The organism is Anaerosacchariphilus polymeriproducens (assembly GCF_003363435.1).
Classification (GTDB): domain Bacteria; phylum Bacillota; class Clostridia; order Lachnospirales; family Lachnospiraceae; genus Anaerosacchariphilus; species Anaerosacchariphilus polymeriproducens.
Genome location: NZ_QRCT01000007.1, coordinates 101,881 through 122,409, shown reverse-complemented (window position 1 = coordinate 122,409; position 20,529 = coordinate 101,881). Strand labels below are relative to the sequence as shown.

Below are 20,529 nucleotides of genomic sequence, written 5' to 3'. Positions count from 1 at the left end.
TTTGGGGTGTGATTCAAAGAATCACACCCCAAAATTTTATATATTCTTAATATACCGATTACATCTTAATAGAAGCTGCCTGTTCTGCTGCTTCATCAATTTTTTGACTGTTTGCAGCTGAAGTTACTAAAGATTCTCCAATTTGATTGAGTTTCTTCGGGTACTTAGATAATTCAGTACTTAGTTGTTGATATGTTTCAATAAGTTTCTTTTGTGCTCTTCCTTCAAGACCACGACTTGTTATATCATTTACATATCCATCTGTATCTTTTAAATATTTATTTAAATTAACACCTGCTTGTATAAACTCTTTTCCTGCTTCTTTTAGTTGTTCCTCGTCTGTTCTAATATCTTTTGCCATTTTATTCACTCCCTTTTCATATGTCTATCCTATTTAAAAATAGAACCATAAAATTGTGCACCTTTATTATCGTTGTTTTCGTAATTTGCTTGAGTTGTATCTGCCCAATTAGCAATACTTTTTATAACTGTAGATAACTCAGCCAATGAGCTTTGAAATTTATTATATCCTAAATGGAATGCTTCCGATTCGCTACTTTCCCAGAAGCCTTTCATTTTAGTCTGTAACGTCTCTAAATCAGAATTTAAAGTCTCCATTTTTTTTGCTTCTTTCTTTAGATTACTAGAAGCAGTAATTACCTCGTTATGTTTTATACCTACTTGACTCATCAATTATTCCTCCCTTTATTAGAATTTTAACATAACAAATTATAGCAATGATGGGATTTGATGTCAATAAAATATGACAAATTAGTACTATTTTCCCACTTGAAATTCACTGATAATTCTGATATGTTTTTCTATTTATGTGATTTTCCAATTTTAGCGCATTATATTCTTAATATGTTTTTATATTGAGATATTAATCATTCTTTTCCACATTTTTAGATGTAAGATAAACATCTTAACCCTACCATAAAAAACAAGGCACAGAACCTTCAAACCAGTCCCATGCCTCAAACAAAATTACACTATATGTAATTTTTATTTCGTTTCTCTTACCTGCTTACGCACTTTCAATACCATACTCGGAGATACAGAAAGTTCATCTACTCCTATTTTTAAGAACCATTCAGTAAGTGAAGTATCGGCTCCTAATTCACCGCAAATACCAGCCCAGATGCCATTGGCATGAGCATTTTTCACAACCATTTCTATCAATCTTAAAACTGCCGGATGATGTGAGTCATTAATTTTTCCAAGTTTAGGATTTTGACGGTCGATTGCCAATGTATATTGCGTCAAATCATTTGTACCTATACTGAAGAAATCAACTTCTTTCGCCAATTCATCACTCATAATAGCCGCAGCTGGAGTTTCAATCATGATACCAAGTTCCACATCCTTAAACGGAATTTCCTGAGCCTTTAGTTCTTCTTTTACTTCTTTAATAATTTCTTTAACCTGCAGTACTTCAGATACAGAAATAATCATCGGGAACATAATCGCAATCTGTCCATAAACAGACGCACGGTAAAGTGCACGAAGTTGAGTTTTGAAAATTTCCGGTCTGTCTAAACAGATTCGAATTGCCCGATATCCCAAAGCTGGATTTTCTTCCTTTTCCATTTCGAAATAATCAACCTGTTTATCCGCACCAATGTCTAATGTTCGGATAATAACTTTCTTTCCTGCCATATTTTCAGCAACTGCTTTGTATTTTAAGAATTGTTCATTCTCTGTTGGGTAGTCGCTGCTTTCCAAATACAAAAATTCACTACGGAATAAACCAATTCCACCTGCATCATTTTTCAATACAGCTGCTACATCCTTAGTGTTACCAATGTTAGCATACAATTGTACTACCTGGCCGGATTGCGTTACGTTCTCTTTCCCTTTTAACGTCTGTAAAAGTTCCTTTTCTTCAATACATTTTTGTTGCTTTGCTTTCATTTCAGAAAGAGTTTCTTCATCCGGATCCAAGTAAATATTACCTGTAAAACCATCCAAAGCAACTAATTTCCCATTATATTCCGGAAGCATTTCAATATTAGCCTGAATCACTGCAGGAATATCCATGGTTCTGGCAAGAATTGCCGTATGTGAATTGGCACTGCCCTGTCTTGTGACAAATCCTAATAACTTATCTTTTTCAAGCTGTACTGTTTCACTTGGAGCCAAATCCTCCGCACAGATAATAACCGGTTCTTCCAATTTTAAACCATCTGTATTAGATCCGTTTAAAATATTCAACAAACGTTCTGTAATATCACGAATATCTGCCGCTCTCCCCTGCATATAAGCATCATCCATTGCCTCAAACATTGCAGAAAAGTTGTCTCCTGTAGTACCCACAGCGTATTCTGCATTAACACCCTGGGTATTAATAATGTTGAGGACGGACTCTATATAGTCCAAATCCTCTAACATCATTTGGTGAACTTCGAAGATCAAAGCATTCGTTTCTCCAACATTAGCTAATGCTTTGTCATACAAAACTTTAAGCTGATTGATCGCTTCTGTCTTTGCATCTTCGAATCTCTTTTTTTCATTTTCTACATCAGTTACATGATTTCTTTCAATTTTCTTTTCATTTTTGCTATACAGGCATAACTTTCCAATCGCAATACCTGAATATACACTTTCGCCTTTAAACTTCGTCATTTTAATACACACCTTATTTTTTCTTACTGTTCAATAGGTTTTTTAATAAGACCCATTAGTACTCCTGCTACAGCGGTACCAATTAATAATGAAACAATGTACATTAAAGCATTACCTACTAATGGAAACACAAAGATTCCACCATGAGGTGCCATCAAAGTACAATTAAATAACATTGATAATGCGCCTGATGCTGCAGAACCGATAATACATGGTATAATCACACGAATAGGATCTGCTGCCGCAAATGGAATTGCACCTTCTGAAATAAAGGATAACCCCATAACAATGTTGGTAGGACCAGCTTTTCTCTCTTCATCTGTAAATTTATTCTTAAAAAGAAAAGTAGCTAAGGAACAAGCTAGTGGAGGTACCATACCACCAACCATAACTGCTGCCATAATATCGAAATTTCCTGATGTAATAGATGCCGTACCAAATACATAAGCAGCTTTATTAACAGGACCACCCATATCTACTGACATCATACCACCAACAATCAATCCAAGTAGAATTTTACCAGAACCGCTCATACTTTTCAAGCCATTATTCATTGTTAAATTTAATAAACCTACCGGTGGTTCTACGATAAAGACCATAATACAACCAACAATTAATATACCGAACAATGGATATAACAATACAGGTTTAATCCCTTCTAAGCTCTCTGGTAATACACTAAATACTTTCTTTAATAATAATACTACATATCCAGCTAAAAATCCAGCTACTAATGCACCTAAAAATCCTGAGTTTCCAGTTTTCAATCCAGGAACTGCTGCAAGAACAGTTCCACTTGATGCAATCAATCCACCAACAAAACCTACTGCAAGACCTGGTCTATCTGCTATACTCATAGCAATGTATCCAGCAAGAATCGGTAGCATAAATCCAAACGCCCCACCACCAATACTTTTAAAGAATGCGGCAACAGGTGTAATCGTACCGAATTTTGATAAATCTTCTACTGTTTTCAAATCTACTAATCGTGAATCAATTAAAAACGCGATTGCTATTAATATACCCCCGCCAACAACAAAAGGCAACATATGGGATACACCACTCATTAAGTGCTTATATATTTGATGTCCAATACTTCCACTTGATGTATTGGAAGATGATGTTTTTTCTGTTCCAGTAGAATGATATATAGGTACATTTCCACTTTCAGCCAACGCAATTAATTCATCCGCTTTTCCAATTCCATCAGATACTTGTCTTTGAATCACTTTCTTACCGTCAAAACGTTCCATAGGCACTTTTGTATCTGCTGCTATAATAATACAATCTGCTTCTGCAATTTCTTGATTCGTCAATACATTTTTGGCTCCACCGGAACCTCTGGTCTCAACTTTAATAGAATGTCCTGCTGCCCTAGCTTTTTTATCCAGATTTTCTGCTGCCATATAAGTATGTGCAATACCTGTAGGGCAAGCTGTTACTGCTAATAATTTCAATCCTTTACTCATATTCGTTCCCCCTTCTCTCTGCATTTTAGCGCTTTCCGCTTTATCAATTACAGACAAAAATTCTTCTACTGTTTTTGCATTACGTAAGTTGGATGTAAACGTTTCATCCATTAACAATACGGATAAACGGCTTAATACATCCAAATGCACGTTTTCTTCCGTGTCAGGTGCTGCAATTAAAAAAATCAAATGTACCGGCTGACCATCAAGGGAATCATAATCCACCCCATCTTTCAATACCATACAAGCAAGTCCCGGCGCATTTACTGCGTCACTTTTACAATGAGGAATAGCGATACCTTCTCCAATACCTGTAGTTCCTTCCTCTTCTCTTGCAAACACCCCGGCTTTGTAAACTTCCGGATTGTTGATCTTTCCTGTTTTAACCATTAAGTCTACCATCTTTTCAATGGCATCCTTTTTTGAGGATGCTTTTCCATCAAGATCAATTCCTGTCTTTACAAGTAAGTCAGTAATTTTCATTTTCCTTCCTCCTTAAAATATTATCATCAACACTCTTTTAAATGATAGTTAATTAGAATGTTAAGCTCTTTAGAATATTTTGTACTTCCTGTTCTGTTGCAAGTTCTTCCGAAAAAGCACTTGCACTTCCTGCTGAGATACCCATTTTAAATGCAAATTTATAATCTCCTTCTTTCAGATATCCCGTCAAAAATCCTGCTACCATAGAGTCCCCAGCTCCTACAGAATTTACCAATTTTCCTTTTGGTGCCGGACTTTCAAAAGTTTTACCATCTTCTGTAACAAAAATCGCTCCATCTCCAGCCATAGAAATCAACACGTTTCTTGCACCCATTTTTTGAAGTTCTTTTGCATATTTAATAATTTCATCATTACTCTTTAAAACTTTACCAAATATTTCACCCAGTTCGTGATTATTTGGCTTAATTAAAAAAGGATGATATTTCAGAACATTCACCAGCAAATCCCCTGTAGCATCAACGACTACTTTCATTTTTTTATTTTCTAGTTTTTCTAATATCTCTTCATAAATCGAGTCTGGCATTGTATTTGGAATACTTCCTGCTAATACCAAAATATCATCTTCATTTAATATACTTAATTTTTCATTTAGCTGTTTTAATTCACTATCTCCAATAACCGGTCCCTGTCCATTAATTTCACTTTCCTCATTTGATCTGAGTTTTATATTTATTCTGGACATCCCTTCAGGAATTTTAATAAAATCCGTCAGACAGCCATGAGCATTTAACGCTCTTTCTATCTCTGCGCCGGTAAATCCTGCTATAAATCCTAATGCAGTATTTTGAACTCCCAAATTAGTCAATACTGTGGAAACATTAATTCCTTTGCCTCCAGCTAGTATCTGCTCACTTTTTGTTCGATTAATCACACCAACTTTAAAATTTTCAACACTTACAATATAATCTAAAGATGGATTAAAAGTTACAGTATATATCATCTCTTATTTACCTCCAAAATATTTTTGCATTTTTTATATTCTTCGTTTTTTATTGAAGTCGTAATTATTTTAGCTTTTTCGAAGTCTGCAAAAGTAACAGATGAAATATGATTAAATTTAGAAGAATCTGCCAAAGCATAACAATCATCACACTGCTTCATAGCAACACGCTTTACCATTGCTTCGCTAACATCAGGCGTTGTAAACCCTTTCTGTAAACTTATACCATTCGTACCGAAAAATCCTTTCGTGAAATTATATTTTTCTAATCCGGCAACAGCTTCAGCACCTACGACAGCCTCAGTTGCTACTTTTAATTCTCCTCCAAGTATATAAGTCCTACACCCATTTTGTGCCAGCTTTTTGGCATGAACAGTACCATTTGTAACAAAAACGGCATTTTTTTCTGTAATATAATCAATCAACATCTCTGTCGTGGTTCCTGCATCAAGATATACAAAATCATTCGAACGAATCAAAGTAGCCGCATATTCTACGATCTCTCTTTTTTCTTCCCGATTCAGATCCTGTCTGTAGGAAACATCGTCATCTTTTGTATAATAATTCATGCCTAATGCGGTTGCTCCTCCGTGGACTTTTATAAGTTGACCGTGAGCATCAAGCACAGTTAGATCACGTCTGGCTGTAGATTCAGAAATATTTAATTTATCAATTATTTCCTGAATAGTTACACTTTTTCTTTCTTCTACAATGTCTAGAATTTGACGATGTCTTTCTTCGATAAGCATAGTATTTCTCCTCTCACGATTCTTAAAACATTTTTTAATATTTTCTTAAGAAAATAATACCATCATTTTCGGTCATTGTAAATCAAATTCGGTCGAATTATTCCACAAAATTATAGCTCATTTTTGTGCACGATGTACAAGTTTACGTTTTTGTTCCTACTTTTTTGTTTATCTTTCAAACTATTTGATTTTTTACCAATATTATATGACCGTTTTTGACCGTTTATAATAATTTATTTTCCTAACTTTTTCCTAAAAAAGATGTGAGTATGTTAAACAATACCCACATCTTTATTAAAGAAACTATTACTTTTTATCTAAATCAACTACTACTTTTTTCAACTTCCAGATATCATCTACATATTCCTGAATCGTACGGTCAGAAGAAAACTTTCCTGCACAAGCCGTATTCAATATCGCACTTTTCGCCCAAGCTTTTTGATTACGATAATGTTCTTCTACCCGCTTTTGTGCGTGTGCATATTCTTTAAAATCTTTTAGAATAAAATAAGTGTCTGCCCGACTGGTGGAATGCGTATTCAATAATGAATTATAGATATCTCTGAATAACTCCGGTTCATCCGGCGTATAAAAACCATTGATCAGCTGCATTAAAACTTTTCTAATATCTTGATCATGATTGAAGATATCCATTGGATTATAACCACCATTTTGCTCATATTGGATTACTTCATCTGCGGTCAGACCAAAAATAAATGCATTTTCTATTCCTACTTCTTCAACAATTTCTACATTTGCTCCATCCAAAGTTCCAATCGTCAATGCTCCATTCAACATAAATTTCATGTTTCCGGTACCTGATGCTTCTTTGCTGGCAGTTGATATCTGTTCACTCACATCGGCTGCTGCAAATAATAGTTCTGCATTGGATACATTATAGTCTTCAATGAATACAACCTTTATTTTGTTCTGAATCGATTTATCATTATTTATTACGTCAGCCACTGCGTTTATTAATTTAATGGTAAGCTTCGCAATTCGGTATCCAGCTGCTGCTTTCGCTCCAAATATAAAAGTCCTCGGATAAAAATCCATCTCGGGATGTTCTTTGATCACATTATATAAATGCATTACATGAAGTATGTTTAATAGTTGACGTTTGTATTCATGAAGCCTTTTTACCTGAATATCAAATATAGAACGAGGATTAACAGAAACCCCATTATGATCCAGTATATATTTCGCAACTCTTTCTTTATTCTTGTATTTAATATTCATAAATTCTTGCTGCGCTTTTTTATCTTCCGCATATACTTTAAGTTTACTCAATTGTGTTAAATCCGTAATCCACTCTTTTCCAATCCTGTCTGAAATCCAATCTGCTAATAAATGGTTTCCATGAAGCAAAAAGCGCCTTTGAGTAATACCATTTGTTTTATTGTTAAATTTTAAAGGCATCATCTCATAAAAATCTTTTAATTCTTTTTTCTTCAGTATTTCCGTGTGTAAATGAGCAACACCATTCACAGAAAAGCTTCCAGCTATTGCAAGATGTGCCATTTTTACCTGTCCATCATAAATAATAGCCATTTTTTCTATCTTTTTTGAATCACCCGGGTAATTCTTCTGTATTTCAAGCACAAACCTCCGATTAATTTCTTCCACAATCTGATAAATTCTCGGTAACAGTCTTGAAAACAACTCAATTGGCCATTTTTCTAAAGCTTCCGCCATAATTGTATGATTGGTATAAGCACAGGTTTTATTCGTGACCTCCCATGCTTCATCCCAAGGTAATCCTTCTTCATCAATTAAAATTCTCATTAGCTCTGCCACCGTTACACTTGGATGGGTATCATTTAATTGAAATACTGCTTTTTCGTATAATTTTCTAATATCATCATGTTTCTTCTTATATTTTTCTATTGCTGCCTGAATACTTGCTGAAACAAAGAAATACTGCTGTTTTAACCGAAGCTCCTTACCCGCATAATGGTTATCATTCGGATACAAGACTTCTACAAGATTTTTTGCAAGATTTTGTTCCTGTACCGCCTTTTGATAATCACCTTTATCAAAAGATTCCAACTCAAAGATGTTCATTGGCTCTGCATCCCAAATTCTTAAAGTGTTAATATTGTAGTCCCCATAGCCTGTAATCGGTACATCATAAGGAACTGCCAAAACTGATTGGTACCCTTCATGAATAAATTTCGAATGCCCGTGCTCATCGTTCTCCCAGCGCACATATCCTCCAAACTTTACTTCTTTTGCCCTTTCCGCTCTTTTTAATTCAAACGGGTTCCCATTTTTCAACCAGTTATCTGGCCATTCTACTTGATAACCATTTATAATAGCCTGCCTGAACATTCCATATTTATAGCGGATTCCGCATCCATAAGCCGGATAACCCAACGTCGCTAAGGAGTCCAAAAAGCAAGCAGCCAGCCTTCCAAGACCTCCATTTCCAAGCGCCCAGTCCCTTTCTTCATCTTCAATTACATTCAGATCAAATCCAATATCTTTCAAGGCTTCCTCTACTTCTTTATAACCTTGAATATTAATTAAATTGTTTCCTAACGCGCGTCCCATAAGAAATTCCATCGAAAGATAATAAACAATTTTTGGATCTTGTTCATCCATAGCTTTTTGCGTCGCTAACCATTGATCGATTATTATATCTTTAACAGTATAAGAAACTGCCTGAAAAATTTGCTGAGGATTGGCTTCATCCATATTTCTACGGTACAACGTCTTCAAATTGTCTTTTACATTTTGCATAAATCGTTCTTTATTTAATAACTCATTCTGCATAAAATCTCCTCCTTTAAACGAAAAAGACTGTTTCCATAGTAAGTTTTGCATAATACTTACACCTATATAATGTGCATGTATTTTGGCTAAACTATACTTATAGCAACAGTCCTTTCCAATATTTAAACAAATCTTTGATTCATGTTTAAGTTTTTATTTTTTTTCGACAGCTAATACAACGTTCTCTCCATTAATAGTCCACTCTTTCGCATAACCTTTTGTTTCACCTGAAACAACATCTTTTGCAAGAACTTCAGATAAAATTTGATCTTTATGCGTTTCAAAAATCTTATGAATTTTCTCATTACCATTTTCGTAGACCACGATCTTATCCATAACCTCAAAGTCTGCTTCTTTTCTCATCGTCTGTATCTTACTGATAATTTCTCGAACAAAACCTTCTTCCAGCAGTTCAGGACTAAGGTCAACATCCAATACCACTGTAATCCCATTATCACTTTCCGATACATAACCTTCCATCTGTGCTGCTTCAATTAATAAATCTTCTCTCAATAATACTACTTCATCTCCGTCAATGTCAAGCTTTATAGAGCCCTGTTCATTCAGCTCATCCATCGCTTGATTCCCATCAAGTTGAGGCAGCAGCTGCCTGATCTGACCTAGCATTTTTCCATACTTAGGTCCTACCGTCTTTAACTGAGGTTTAAAACTATAAGAAGTAAAATTTCTAACATCCTCTGCAAACATAACTTCTTTCACATTTAATTCTTCTGAAATAATTTCCTTATAAAATTCAGAAAGCTCAAAGGATGACTTGATATACATTTTGCCAATTGGCTGTCTATTCTTTATATTCGCTGTATTTCTACAAGCTCTTCCCAATACAACTACTTTCAATACTTGATCCATATTGGCTTCCAGTTCTTTATCGATATATTGGGAATCTGCTTTTGGATAATCGCACAAATGAATACTCTCGGGAGCTTCTTTATTAATGCTTCTTACAAGATTCTGATAAATATCCTCTGTCATGAACGGAATCAATGGAGCCGCAACTTTTGAAACATTTACTAAAGCTGTATATAACGTCATATATGCATTAATTTTATCCTGCGGCATTTCCTTAGCCCAGAAACGTTCACGGCTTCTTCTTACATACCAGTTACTCATATCATCTACAAATTCTTGTAATGCTCTTGCACTTTCCGGTATTTTATAATTTGACAAGTTTTGATCAACTGTTTCAATAAGCGTATTTAATTTAGATAATAGCCATTGATCCATTACTGTAAGTTTATCATATTCTAACGAATATTTAGTTGCATCAAAATCATCGATATTTGCATAAAGTATAAAGAATGCATACGTATTCCATAGCGTACCCAAAAATTTACGTTGTCCTTCCGTCACTGCTTTACCATGGAATCTATTCGGAAGCCATGGAGCTGAATTAACGTAGAAATACCAGCGTATCGCATCTGCTCCATACGTTTCTAACGCCTCAAAAGGATCAACTGCATTTCCTTTTGACTTCGACATCTTCTGTCCGTTTTCATCTTGCACATGTCCTAAAACAATAACATTTTTGTAAGGTGCTTCATTAAATATCAAGGTTGAAATAGCAAGCAACGAATAGAACCATCCTCTTGTCTGGTCAACCGCCTCAGAAATAAAATTTGCAGGAAACTGCTGCTGAAACAAATCTTGATTTTCGAATGGATAATGATGCTGTGCAAAAGGCATTGCCCCAGAATCAAACCAGCAATCGATAACTTCCGGTACACGATGCATTTCTTTTCCACATTCCGGACACTTAATCGTAACTGCATCAATATATGGTCTATGAAGTTCGATTTCATCCGGACAGTTATCAGACATAGATTTTAACTCTTCTATACTTCCAATTGCGTGCATATGGCCACATTCGCACTCCCATACATTTAAAGGAGTTCCCCAATAGCGGTTACGACTAATGCCCCAATCCTGTACATTTTCCAGCCAATCACCAAAACGTCCTTTTCCAATGCTTTCCGGAATCCAGTTGATGGTATTATTATTTCGAATCAAGTCTTCTTTAACAGCTGTCATCTTAATGAACCAGGATTCTCTTGCATAATAAATTAAAGGTGTATCACATCTCCAACAATGTGGATAACTATGCTCAAAGTTAGGTGCTGAAAATAACAGACCTTCTTTTTCTAATTCTGTTAATATTAGTTTATCGGCTTCTTTGCAGAATGTTCCACTCCAAGGTGTATCTTCTGTCATTTCACCCTTAGAATCTACTAATTGCACAAATGGAAGCTCGTACTTTCGGCCTACTGCTGCATCGTCTTCACCAAATGCTGGTGCAGTATGAACGACACCGGTACCATCTGTTAAAGTAACATAAGTATCACATGTCACAAAAAATGCTTTTTTATTTTGTTTCTCACAGATATCTCCTGTAAATGAGAATAACGGAATATATTCTTTGTATTCCAGATCTTTTCCTTTATATTTCTCAAGAATTTCTGTCTCTTCCCCTAAAACAGTCTCAACCAATGCTTCTGCCAAATAATAAACATATCCATCTGCCTTCACTTTTACATAGGTCTCATTGGGATTTACACATAATGCTACGTTTGACGGAAGTGTCCATGGCGTTGTTGTCCACGCTAAAATATAGGCATCTTCCTCTTTTACTTTAAAACGAACAATGGCAGAACGTTCTTTGACATCTTTATAGCCCTGAGCCACTTCATGACTTGATAAAGGGGTACCACACCTTGCACAATATGGTACAATTTTAAATCCTTTGTATAATAGACCCTTGTCCCAAATCTGTTTCAGTGCCCACCATTCTGACTCAATAAAATTATTTTCGTATGTTACATAAGGTTGATCCATATCTGCCCAAAAGCCTACGGTAGATGAAAAATCTTCCCACATTCCCTTATACTTCCAAACACTTTCTTTGCATTTTGAAATAAAAGGATCTAAACCATATTCTTCAATTTGTTCTTTTCCATCCAGCCCTAAAAGTTTTTCTACTTCCAATTCTACCGGAAGGCCATGTGTATCCCATCCGGCTTTTCTTGGAACCATCTTCCCTTTCATTGTTTGATATCTGGGTATCATATCTTTGATAACGCGAGTCAGAACATGTCCGATATGTGGTTTTCCATTTGCTGTCGGCGGACCATCGTAGAAAGTATAAGTATCCCCTTCTTTACGAGTCTCCATACTCTTTTCAAATATTTGATTCTCTTTCCAGAACTTCTCAATCTTTTTCTCACGTTCTACAAAATTAAGATTCGTTGAAACTTTTTCGTACATAGCTACCTCCATATTTATTCTCATTATTTTACTTCATTATGCATCTGTGCAATCCTATAGAGTACGATAAAAACACTTCATGTAAAAGTATTTTCTATCATTAAAAAAGCTTCCGTCCGTAAAAGGACGAAAGCTATAGCAATCGTTAACCACCTGTTACTACATACTAAGAACTAATTCCATTGAATCAGGAACAATCATTCTATATATGGATTCCTATAACGGCGGAATACCGTCAGCACCTACTTGCACAATGCGTTTGGACTGCAACTCGGAAGTGATTTTCAATAATGACTTACTTTTACTGACCTTTCACCCTCATCAGCTCGCTGGAAATTTCATTCAATATTTACTCTCTTCGTCATTGTCTTTTTCTTTTCTTTATTATAAATATATTTTTTATAATATGTCAATGCTTTATTTTTATAATATTGACACCGTTTAAATTGTATTGAATTATTTCTACAACCCCACAATAAAATGAAATTAATTCAGACATCAAATCAACCTTAATATCTCACGAATAATGAATAATGCAAAATGGATAATATTCATCTATGGAGTAGCATTCCCTTTTAATTAATATATTTCATTCTATATCTATGAAAGTTCTATTCTTTTGCTTAATTTGAAAACCTTTGATTACTCCAGTAAACCATATTATATATAAAAATGTAATTCCTATAGCCAAAAGACTAAATATGCCGCCATAATAATCAGGATATATAACTGTATTAATAAAAATAATAGCGTATATAAAATTAAAAATATAACCTATTATTTTTATTACTTTAATTGCTACATGGTCATTTTTTTTGTAAAAAAAGTAATTTAAATATATTTTAATTTCACGTAAATAAAGAAATCCTGTTATACCACAAATAAGATTAATAATTGTAACAATAGTAATAACAAAAAGAATTACAATTGGAGTAAAAAAAATCGATGTCATATTCTCTTGAGTACTATTTGTACAAACATATTCTATTGCTGTTTCAAAAGCTTTATATAGAAAAAAAATATCTAATATACTAATTACAATAATCAAACAAAATAATATAATCTTTCTCATTATTTCTCCTTTTTAATTAAATTAAGATGTAAAAGTTATACGCACTGGTATTTTGTGTAATGCATGCATTTGTTGAGATAACCATCCCCAATTATTTACATATTTTTTAAATATGGCTTCCATATTTTTGGAATCTCCATAGCCTTTCATATAGCAAAAATCAAAAGTATCAGTTACTGTTACCAAATAAGGCAATCTATAATCTCCGTTAACTTCAATATGCACCTTGTGAAGAGCATAAAATAAATCGCCTTTTTTAAACACTATTCCTCGTGACTTATAACTTTTTTGATTTTTTTTCAACCTTTTTATAAGCTTTTTGTATGCAGGTTTCTTTTTAATTGCTTTAGTTAATAAACCATTTTGTCCTAAACCTTCTCCATAGGGTTTATTTAAGGCAGAATATTCTACTAAAGTTCCTGAACATTTATATCCCATCTTTTTTGCAATTTTTGCTGCTGCTATCCATGCTAACGATAAAGGATTACCATCACTTGGATTTGGAGCCGACATAACAGTTGCACTTGAATGTTTTGAATTAGAAGTAAATGAATCACGTGAGTTTTTTACAAAATCAATATATGCATTTAATTCATCTGTATTCATAGAATCAAGATCTTTAACAGTAATACTAGAAAACGAAGTTTGACTTTTTTTCTGGTTATAAGTTGAGGCATGTACGTTACTGCTAGTTCCGAATAAAAAAGTAAAACATAAAATAAAACATAGTGTTTTTTTTGATAATTTCATTTGTATTAATAACCCCTTTTCTTTTGTTTTATACTATTTAATTTAACAAATTACGAATAATATGTCAACCAAAAATGGGAATTTTTCCTAAATAGAATCAAGAAGACTATCTATCTTTTTCACTCTGTTTTTCCTAAACGTTCACTAATTTTTTTATTACTTACCATCTGTTCTATAGCGGATTTTGTTTCTATCCAAAACTTAACCTTTACGTTTTCTACTTTTTATAATAGGCTCAAAATAAATATTTGTCGGTCAATTAGTTAAGCTCTTCCAGCGCTTTTTCAAGTACGCGTTTTTTTAGTCTGTGTGAATAATAAAAGTTATTCACACGGACTTAAAGTCGTAAATTATATGCGCTCTGGCGTTCTTCACTGATTTCATCACAAATTCCTATTCGAAAATAAATTCTTCCTTATAAATATATTTTTTATTAAATGTCAATGCTTAATTCTACTTATCTACCGATGCATACATAAAATAAATATGATTATTTTTTGTTTTATATATACCCTTAACATTCGTTTTACACATATAAATATCGTTATAATAATAAAGAGGTACAACTGCCCATGTACTCATCAACCTGTCTTCTGCCTGATGCATTAATTTCGCTCTTTCAGCAAAATCAGGAGTTGAATATATTTGTTTAATGAGTGCATCATAACTATTCCATTCCGGAGCAGATGGATTAGAAGGATCTTTTCCAAACTGAGCATGATTATTTCCAGAACTTGTCAGAAACATTTCAAGCATATTGACCGGATCACTATAATCTGCATTCCAGCCATCACGAGCAACTGTAAATGCACCGGCTCTCCTATCATTTCCGAATGTCTGCCACTCTTCGGTTTTTATTGTCATGTTAACACCAATTGCGGACCAGTCAGACTGAATCGCTTCCGCTATTGACTGATGTCCTGAGTTAACATTAAGTGTATATTCAATATTAATTGGTGTTTCAGAACTTAGCTTACCATTTTCATCAAATTTGTATCCTATACTCTTTAACAAATCAACTGCTTTGTTTTTTGCTTCAGCAGCATCAAAATCTTTGCTAAAATATCCTTTCGATTCCTTATCCGGGTAATTGTAAGAATCCGATTTGAATTCTCCACCATTACCATCCGACATACCGGTCGGTATAAAACTTGTAGCAAGCTCCTGTCCTGTCTGTGCAATATTATCAATTATATATCCTCTGTCAATTAAAATACTTAATGCCTGACGCATTTTAGCCGCATTTTCTGCAGACATTCCTTTAAATAAATCAGCATTTACATTAAATGTAATATAATATGTTCCTATCTGATCTATCTTTTTAAAATCTACGTTACTGTCTACTGTAGAGATTTCATCTGTTGGAACAGAATCAATAAAATCCAGGTTTCCCGCATTGTAGGCTGAGAAAGTTGCTGTATCATCTGCAGATAACATAAATTCTAGCTTTTCAACTTTTACGTTTGCGGCATCGTAAAAGTTTGGATTTTTTACATATACCATTGATTCATTATGATTCCATTTCTGTAATGTATATGCCCCATTTGTCACAAAACCTGCTTCAGAGGCCCATGCTCCAGGGTTTGTTCCGCCTGGATCGGCTGCTTCTACCGCTGTTTTTGGTACCGGATAAAATGTCGAAAGTGCACATAACTCTAAGAAATATGGGCAAGAATTGATCAATACTGCTGTTAAAGTGTTGCCATCCGCTTTCACGTTAATGTTTCCGTCTGAATCTTTTGCAAAGATATCAAACAAGTAGGCGTATTGTACTCCCGTTTTTGGATTCGCAGCTCTTTTCCATGCATATTCAAAATCAGCTGCTGTAAGTTCAGAATTATCACTCCATTTCAAACCATCTTTTAAAGTAAATGTATAAGTCAACCCATCTTCACTTATTTTATAGTCCTTACAAAGAGCCGGAACTACTTTTTCATTTTTCCCATGTACGAAAAGTCCTGTAAAACTATTTGCAGCCAAAGTTCCTCCATCAGAAGTTGTTGTTAACGCCGGGTCAAGATAATCCGGTTCACTTGCAATATTAATGCGAAGCGTTGATCCATCCGATTTCGAGATAGCAGATTCAGAAGATACTGTTTCAGATACAGAATCTTTTTGAGATGACCCGCAGCCAACTAACATACTTACAGACAATGCTGCAACCAACATTTTTGATATCAATTTTTTCATATTAATTATCCTCCCTAGATTATATTAATTTTATTTATTAAAACAAGCTACAAAATGACCATTACCACGATCACTAAGTGGCGGACATTCCTTTGCGCATTGTTCCGTTGCATAACGGCATCTGGCACGAAATGCACATCCGCTTGGAAGGTTCATTGGGCTTGGAACATCACCTTCCAGTACAATTCTTTTTCGCTCTTTTGCCGCTTTGGGATCCGGCATTGGAATAGCACTAAGTAATGATTCTGTATACGGATGAATTGGATTTTCATTTAGTTCATCCGCCTCTGCTATTTCAACAATTTTTCCAAGATACATAACTACGATTCTGTCTGAAATATGGCGCACGATGAGTAGATCATGTGCGATGAACAAATAAGCTACACCCAGTTTTTGCTGAAGTTCTTCAAACATATTGATAACCTGTGCTTGAATGGAAACATCCAATGCTGAGACCGGTTCATCACAAATAATAAAACTTGGATCTACTGCAAGCGCACGGGCAATTCCAATACGCTGTCTTTGGCCTCCGGAAAATTCATGTGCATAACGTCTAGCATGTTCAGCATTTAGTCCAACGATCTCCATAAGATTTAAAATCTTATCACGACGTTCTGCTTTACTTTGATACAGTTTATGTACATCCAATGGTTCTCCGATAATATCCTCAACGGTCATTCGAGGATTTAAAGAAGAATAGGGATCCTGAAATACCATCTGCATTTCTTTCCTTAACGATGTAATGTTTTTATCATTCACCGCTTCCCCGTTATATAATATTTCTCCACTTGTTGGTTTATACAAATGAAGGATTGTACGTCCAACTGTAGTTTTTCCACAACCGGACTCGCCGACAAGACCAAGTGTTTCTCCTGGTTTTATTTTGAATGAAATACCATCAACAGCCTTAAGCATTATTGTTTTTTTAAACCCTGTTTTTATTGGAAAATACTGTTTTAGATCCTTAACCTCTAAAATATATTTACTTTCATTCAAACTATTCAATAAAATCACCTCCATTCTCTGCTTCATATTGAGCCTTTACATTCATCCAGCAACTTGCAAAATGAGTAGGGCCGATAAGCATTTCCTGCGGTACCTCTTCCAAACAAATTTTCATTGCCTTATCGCACCGCGAGCAAAACGCGCAGCCCTTCGGCATACTTAAAAGATTAATAGGAGTTCCGCCAATCGGTACCAGTTTTTGTTTCATTCTAGATGCTTTTGGAATAGAAAGAAGAAGCCCTTTTGTATATTCATGATGGGGGTGATAGAAAATATCTTCTGCAGTTCCACGTTCACAAACTCTTCCGCCATACATAACAATAATTTCATCACACATGTCTGCAATGATTCCCAAATCATGTGTAACCATAACTACTGCCATTTTAAACCTCTTTTGTAATTCTTGAATGAGTTCCAAAATCTGTGCCTGAATGGTGACATCCAATGCAGTTGTAGGTTCATCTGCGATTAAAATATCCGGTTCACACGCAAGTGCCATAGCAATCATAACACGCTGGCGCATACCTCCTGAAAGCTCATATGGATATTGTTTTAATCTCTTTTCCGGTTCATTGACACCAACTAAAGTCAGCATTTCAATTGCACGTTCTTTTGCCTTTTCTTTCGTTCTGTCCGTATGAAGTAAAATAGCCTCCATAATTTGGTTTCCAATGGTAAATACGGGATTTAAACTTGTCATCGGATCCTGGAAAATGATAGAACATTTTTTCCCACGGAACCCAAACATTTTCTTTTTGTCCCATTTAGTTATATCCTCACCGTTGTATAAAATTTCTCCACCCATAATTCTTCCTGAATCTGCAAGAATCTGCATAATAGAATATGCGGTAACACTTTTACCGGAACCACTTTCTCCAACAATTCCTAATGTTTTTCCTCTTTCCAGATTAAACGAAACACCATTTACTGCCTTGACTTCACCAGAATCTGTGAAAAATGATGTCTGCAGATCTTTTACTTCTAAAATATATTTCTTCATTGAAATTCCTCCCTTTATTTCTTTAACTTCGGATCAAATGCATCACGAAGGCCATCTCCAAGTAAGTTGAATGCCAAAACGATAAGAACAATTGTTACAGCAGGGAAAAATAATTTATATGGATAGCTTGCCAAACCACTTCTTGCCGCATTAGCAAGAGAACCTAAAGACGGCATCGGCGCCTGTACTCCAAGTCCCAAAAAGCTTAAATAGCTTTCCGTAAATATTGCAGACGGAAATTGTAATGCAATTGATATTATAATTACAGAAAGACAATTAGGAAGGATATGTATTCGAATGATTTTTCGAGCCGGCGTACCAATTGCCTTAGAAGCAAGAACATAATCATTACTTTTAATAGACAGGATCTGTCCACGTACCAAACGCGCCATACTAACCCAGTAAAGAAGACCAAAGACTATAAAAAGCGAAAGCATATTTGCTCCAAGTTTTGAAAATATACTACCCTGTATTTTATCTCCAAGTACATCCCCCAAAATAACACTTAATAAAATAATCATCAGCAGATCAGGAAGTGAATAAATGATATCAACGACACGCATCATAATTAGATCTGTTTTTCCACCCGCATATCCGGAAACGGAACCATAAATAAGCCCGATAATAAGGACTATAATGCTGGCAAAGCTTCCTACCCCAAGAGAAACTCTTGTACCATACACAACACGAATAAAATAGTCACGGCTCATCTCATCTGTTCCAAAAATATGAGGAAACACTTTACCGCCTTTCTCCATATACTTCTTCTCCATTTTGGAATACTCAAACGGTCTTAAATTCTTTGCTGACTTGTCGCGGACTCCTTCAACTGATATAATTTCTGAATAACGATAAGGAACAACCATCGGTGCAATAAAAATAACAGATACTAATATTATAAATACGACTATACTACCCATTGCGAGAGGATTTTTACGAAGACGTCTCATCCCATCTCTAAAAAAAGTTGTTGACTCACTCATAACGTCCTGTTGTCTTTTTTCCTCTTCTGTTGCAAAATCAAATTTTGATAAATCAACTTGAGCGCTTAAAATATTCTTTTTTAGTATTCTATTCTCATTAAACATAGTGACCTCCTATTCCAGTGTAATTCTTGCATCTACTATCTTATAAGCAATATCTGTAATTAAATTCGCAATTACCAAAATTATGGCTAAAAACAGTGTAGTACCCATAATCATGGTGTAATCACGATTCGTTATGCTATTGACAAATTTTTGTCCCAGTCCGCCAATTGTAAATATATTTTCTACTACCAACGACCCAGTAATTATGTAAGCTATTTGTGTCCCCAGATAGGTGATTACCGGTATCAATGCATTACGAAGTGTGTGTTTATAAATGACTTTCCATTGTGCAACCCCTTTTGCTTTTGCAGTACGTACATAATCCTGCCCAAGTACATCAAGCATACTGGTTTTTGTTAAACGCGTAATATATGCCATTGGATATAGTGCCAACGAAATAACCGGAAGTATATAGCTATGCGACTTTGCACTCCAAACAGCCACCCAGCCTAATTGAATGCAAAATAGATACAGAAGCAATGTTGCAAGCACAAAGCTTGGCATGGCCGTCATAAGTGTTGTAAAAAACACAATTAGCCGGTCTGGCAACTTGTTTCTTGTTAAAGCAGATAGGCATCCTAAAATAATACCCAAAATAAACGATATAATAATTGCTATGCCGCCAAGCTTAGCACTGATCATAAAACTTTTAGACATAGTATCCCAAATATCACGTCCTGTTTTTACACTCACTCCCCAATCCCCATGAAGTAAGTTTTTCATATAAATACCATACTGTTGAACGATTGGTTTGTCTAAATTATACCTTTTTTCCAAAGTTGCTTTTACTTCAGGACTTGTTGCTTTTTCTGAATCAAATGGCCCCCCCGGAATTGCATTCATTCCAAAAAAAGTAATGATACTGATAATAACAATTGTCAAGATAGCTAGACCAATTCTTTTAATAACATAGTTATTCAAAATAATCCTCTCCTTAATCTGTAGTTTGTAATTCAGCGGGTACTTGTTCTATTTTCTCTTAAAAGTAAAAAAGACTGTATAGTAAAACTATACACTCCTTTGTATCACCCGCTATCTCTTTATGATATATGTATCAACATTATATCTCTAATAAATACTATT

15 protein-coding genes are annotated in these 20,529 nt (G+C 34.8%); all 15 read right to left on the bottom strand.

The annotated features are described in order from the left end of the window. Positions 1-58 precede the first annotated feature (58 nt). The 15 genes from DWV06_RS01180 to DWV06_RS01110 all read right to left on the bottom strand — a co-directional run bounded on the left by DWV06_RS01180 (position 59) and on the right by DWV06_RS01110 (position 20,367). Positions 59-361, bottom strand: coding sequence for a WXG100 family type VII secretion target (locus DWV06_RS01180; RefSeq protein WP_115480349.1), 303 nt, complete (start codon positions 359-361; stop codon positions 59-61). Positions 362-390: 29 nt separating this feature from the next. Next, entirely contained in the window at positions 391-690 is a 300-nt protein-coding gene (locus tag DWV06_RS01175; RefSeq protein WP_115480348.1) for a WXG100 family type VII secretion target, read from the bottom strand. Positions 691-1,005: 315 nt separating this feature from the next. Beyond that, positions 1,006-2,625, bottom strand: a complete 1,620-nt coding sequence (gene ptsP / locus DWV06_RS01170; protein WP_115480347.1) for a phosphoenolpyruvate--protein phosphotransferase — start codon at positions 2,623-2,625, stop codon at positions 1,006-1,008. Between the two features lie 23 nt (positions 2,626-2,648). Continuing rightward, positions 2,649-4,577: a PTS fructose transporter subunit IIABC gene (locus DWV06_RS01165; protein ID WP_115480346.1), complete on the bottom strand. Its 1,929-nt coding sequence runs from the start codon at positions 4,575-4,577 to the stop codon at positions 2,649-2,651. A gap of 52 nt (positions 4,578-4,629) precedes the next feature. Continuing rightward, positions 4,630-5,538, bottom strand: a complete 909-nt coding sequence (gene pfkB, locus DWV06_RS01160) for a 1-phosphofructokinase (protein WP_115480345.1) — start codon at positions 5,536-5,538, stop codon at positions 4,630-4,632. Next, positions 5,535-6,287: a DeoR/GlpR family DNA-binding transcription regulator gene (locus tag DWV06_RS01155; RefSeq protein ID WP_115480344.1), complete on the bottom strand. Its 753-nt coding sequence runs from the start codon at positions 6,285-6,287 to the stop codon at positions 5,535-5,537. Before DWV06_RS01155 ends, pfkB begins: the two co-directional genes overlap by 4 nt. 306 nt (positions 6,288-6,593) lie before the next feature. Then, on the bottom strand, positions 6,594-9,062 hold the full coding sequence (locus DWV06_RS01150; RefSeq protein WP_115480343.1) for a glycogen/starch/alpha-glucan phosphorylase: 2,469 nt from the start codon (positions 9,060-9,062) through the stop codon (positions 6,594-6,596). A 153-nt stretch (positions 9,063-9,215) separates the two neighbouring features. Then, positions 9,216-12,341, bottom strand: a complete 3,126-nt coding sequence (ileS, locus tag DWV06_RS01145; RefSeq protein WP_115480342.1) for an isoleucine--tRNA ligase — start codon at positions 12,339-12,341, stop codon at positions 9,216-9,218. Positions 12,342-12,930: 589 nt separating this feature from the next. Continuing rightward, positions 12,931-13,413, bottom strand: coding sequence for a hypothetical protein (locus tag DWV06_RS01140; protein ID WP_115480341.1), 483 nt, complete (start codon positions 13,411-13,413; stop codon positions 12,931-12,933). A 21-nt stretch (positions 13,414-13,434) separates the two neighbouring features. Next, positions 13,435-14,163, bottom strand: a complete 729-nt coding sequence (locus DWV06_RS01135) for a hypothetical protein (RefSeq protein WP_115480340.1) — start codon at positions 14,161-14,163, stop codon at positions 13,435-13,437. Positions 14,164-14,616: 453 nt separating this feature from the next. After that, on the bottom strand, positions 14,617-16,353 hold the full coding sequence (locus DWV06_RS01130; protein WP_115480339.1) for a peptide ABC transporter substrate-binding protein: 1,737 nt from the start codon (positions 16,351-16,353) through the stop codon (positions 14,617-14,619). Positions 16,354-16,383: 30 nt separating this feature from the next. Continuing rightward, on the bottom strand, positions 16,384-17,349 hold the full coding sequence (locus DWV06_RS01125; protein ID WP_408608116.1) for an ABC transporter ATP-binding protein: 966 nt from the start codon (positions 17,347-17,349) through the stop codon (positions 16,384-16,386). Position 17,350: 1 nt separating this feature from the next. Then, positions 17,351-18,358, bottom strand: a complete 1,008-nt coding sequence (locus tag DWV06_RS01120; protein ID WP_115480337.1) for an ABC transporter ATP-binding protein — start codon at positions 18,356-18,358, stop codon at positions 17,351-17,353. A 14-nt stretch (positions 18,359-18,372) separates the two neighbouring features. Continuing rightward, positions 18,373-19,446 (bottom strand): ABC transporter permease, encoded by a 1,074-nt coding sequence (locus DWV06_RS01115; RefSeq protein ID WP_115480336.1) that lies wholly within the window; start codon positions 19,444-19,446, stop codon positions 18,373-18,375. A gap of 9 nt (positions 19,447-19,455) precedes the next feature. Then, a complete protein-coding gene (locus DWV06_RS01110; protein ID WP_115480335.1) occupies positions 19,456-20,367 on the bottom strand; it encodes an ABC transporter permease in 912 nt (303 codons plus the stop codon). Between the last annotated feature and the right edge of the window lie 162 nt (positions 20,368-20,529).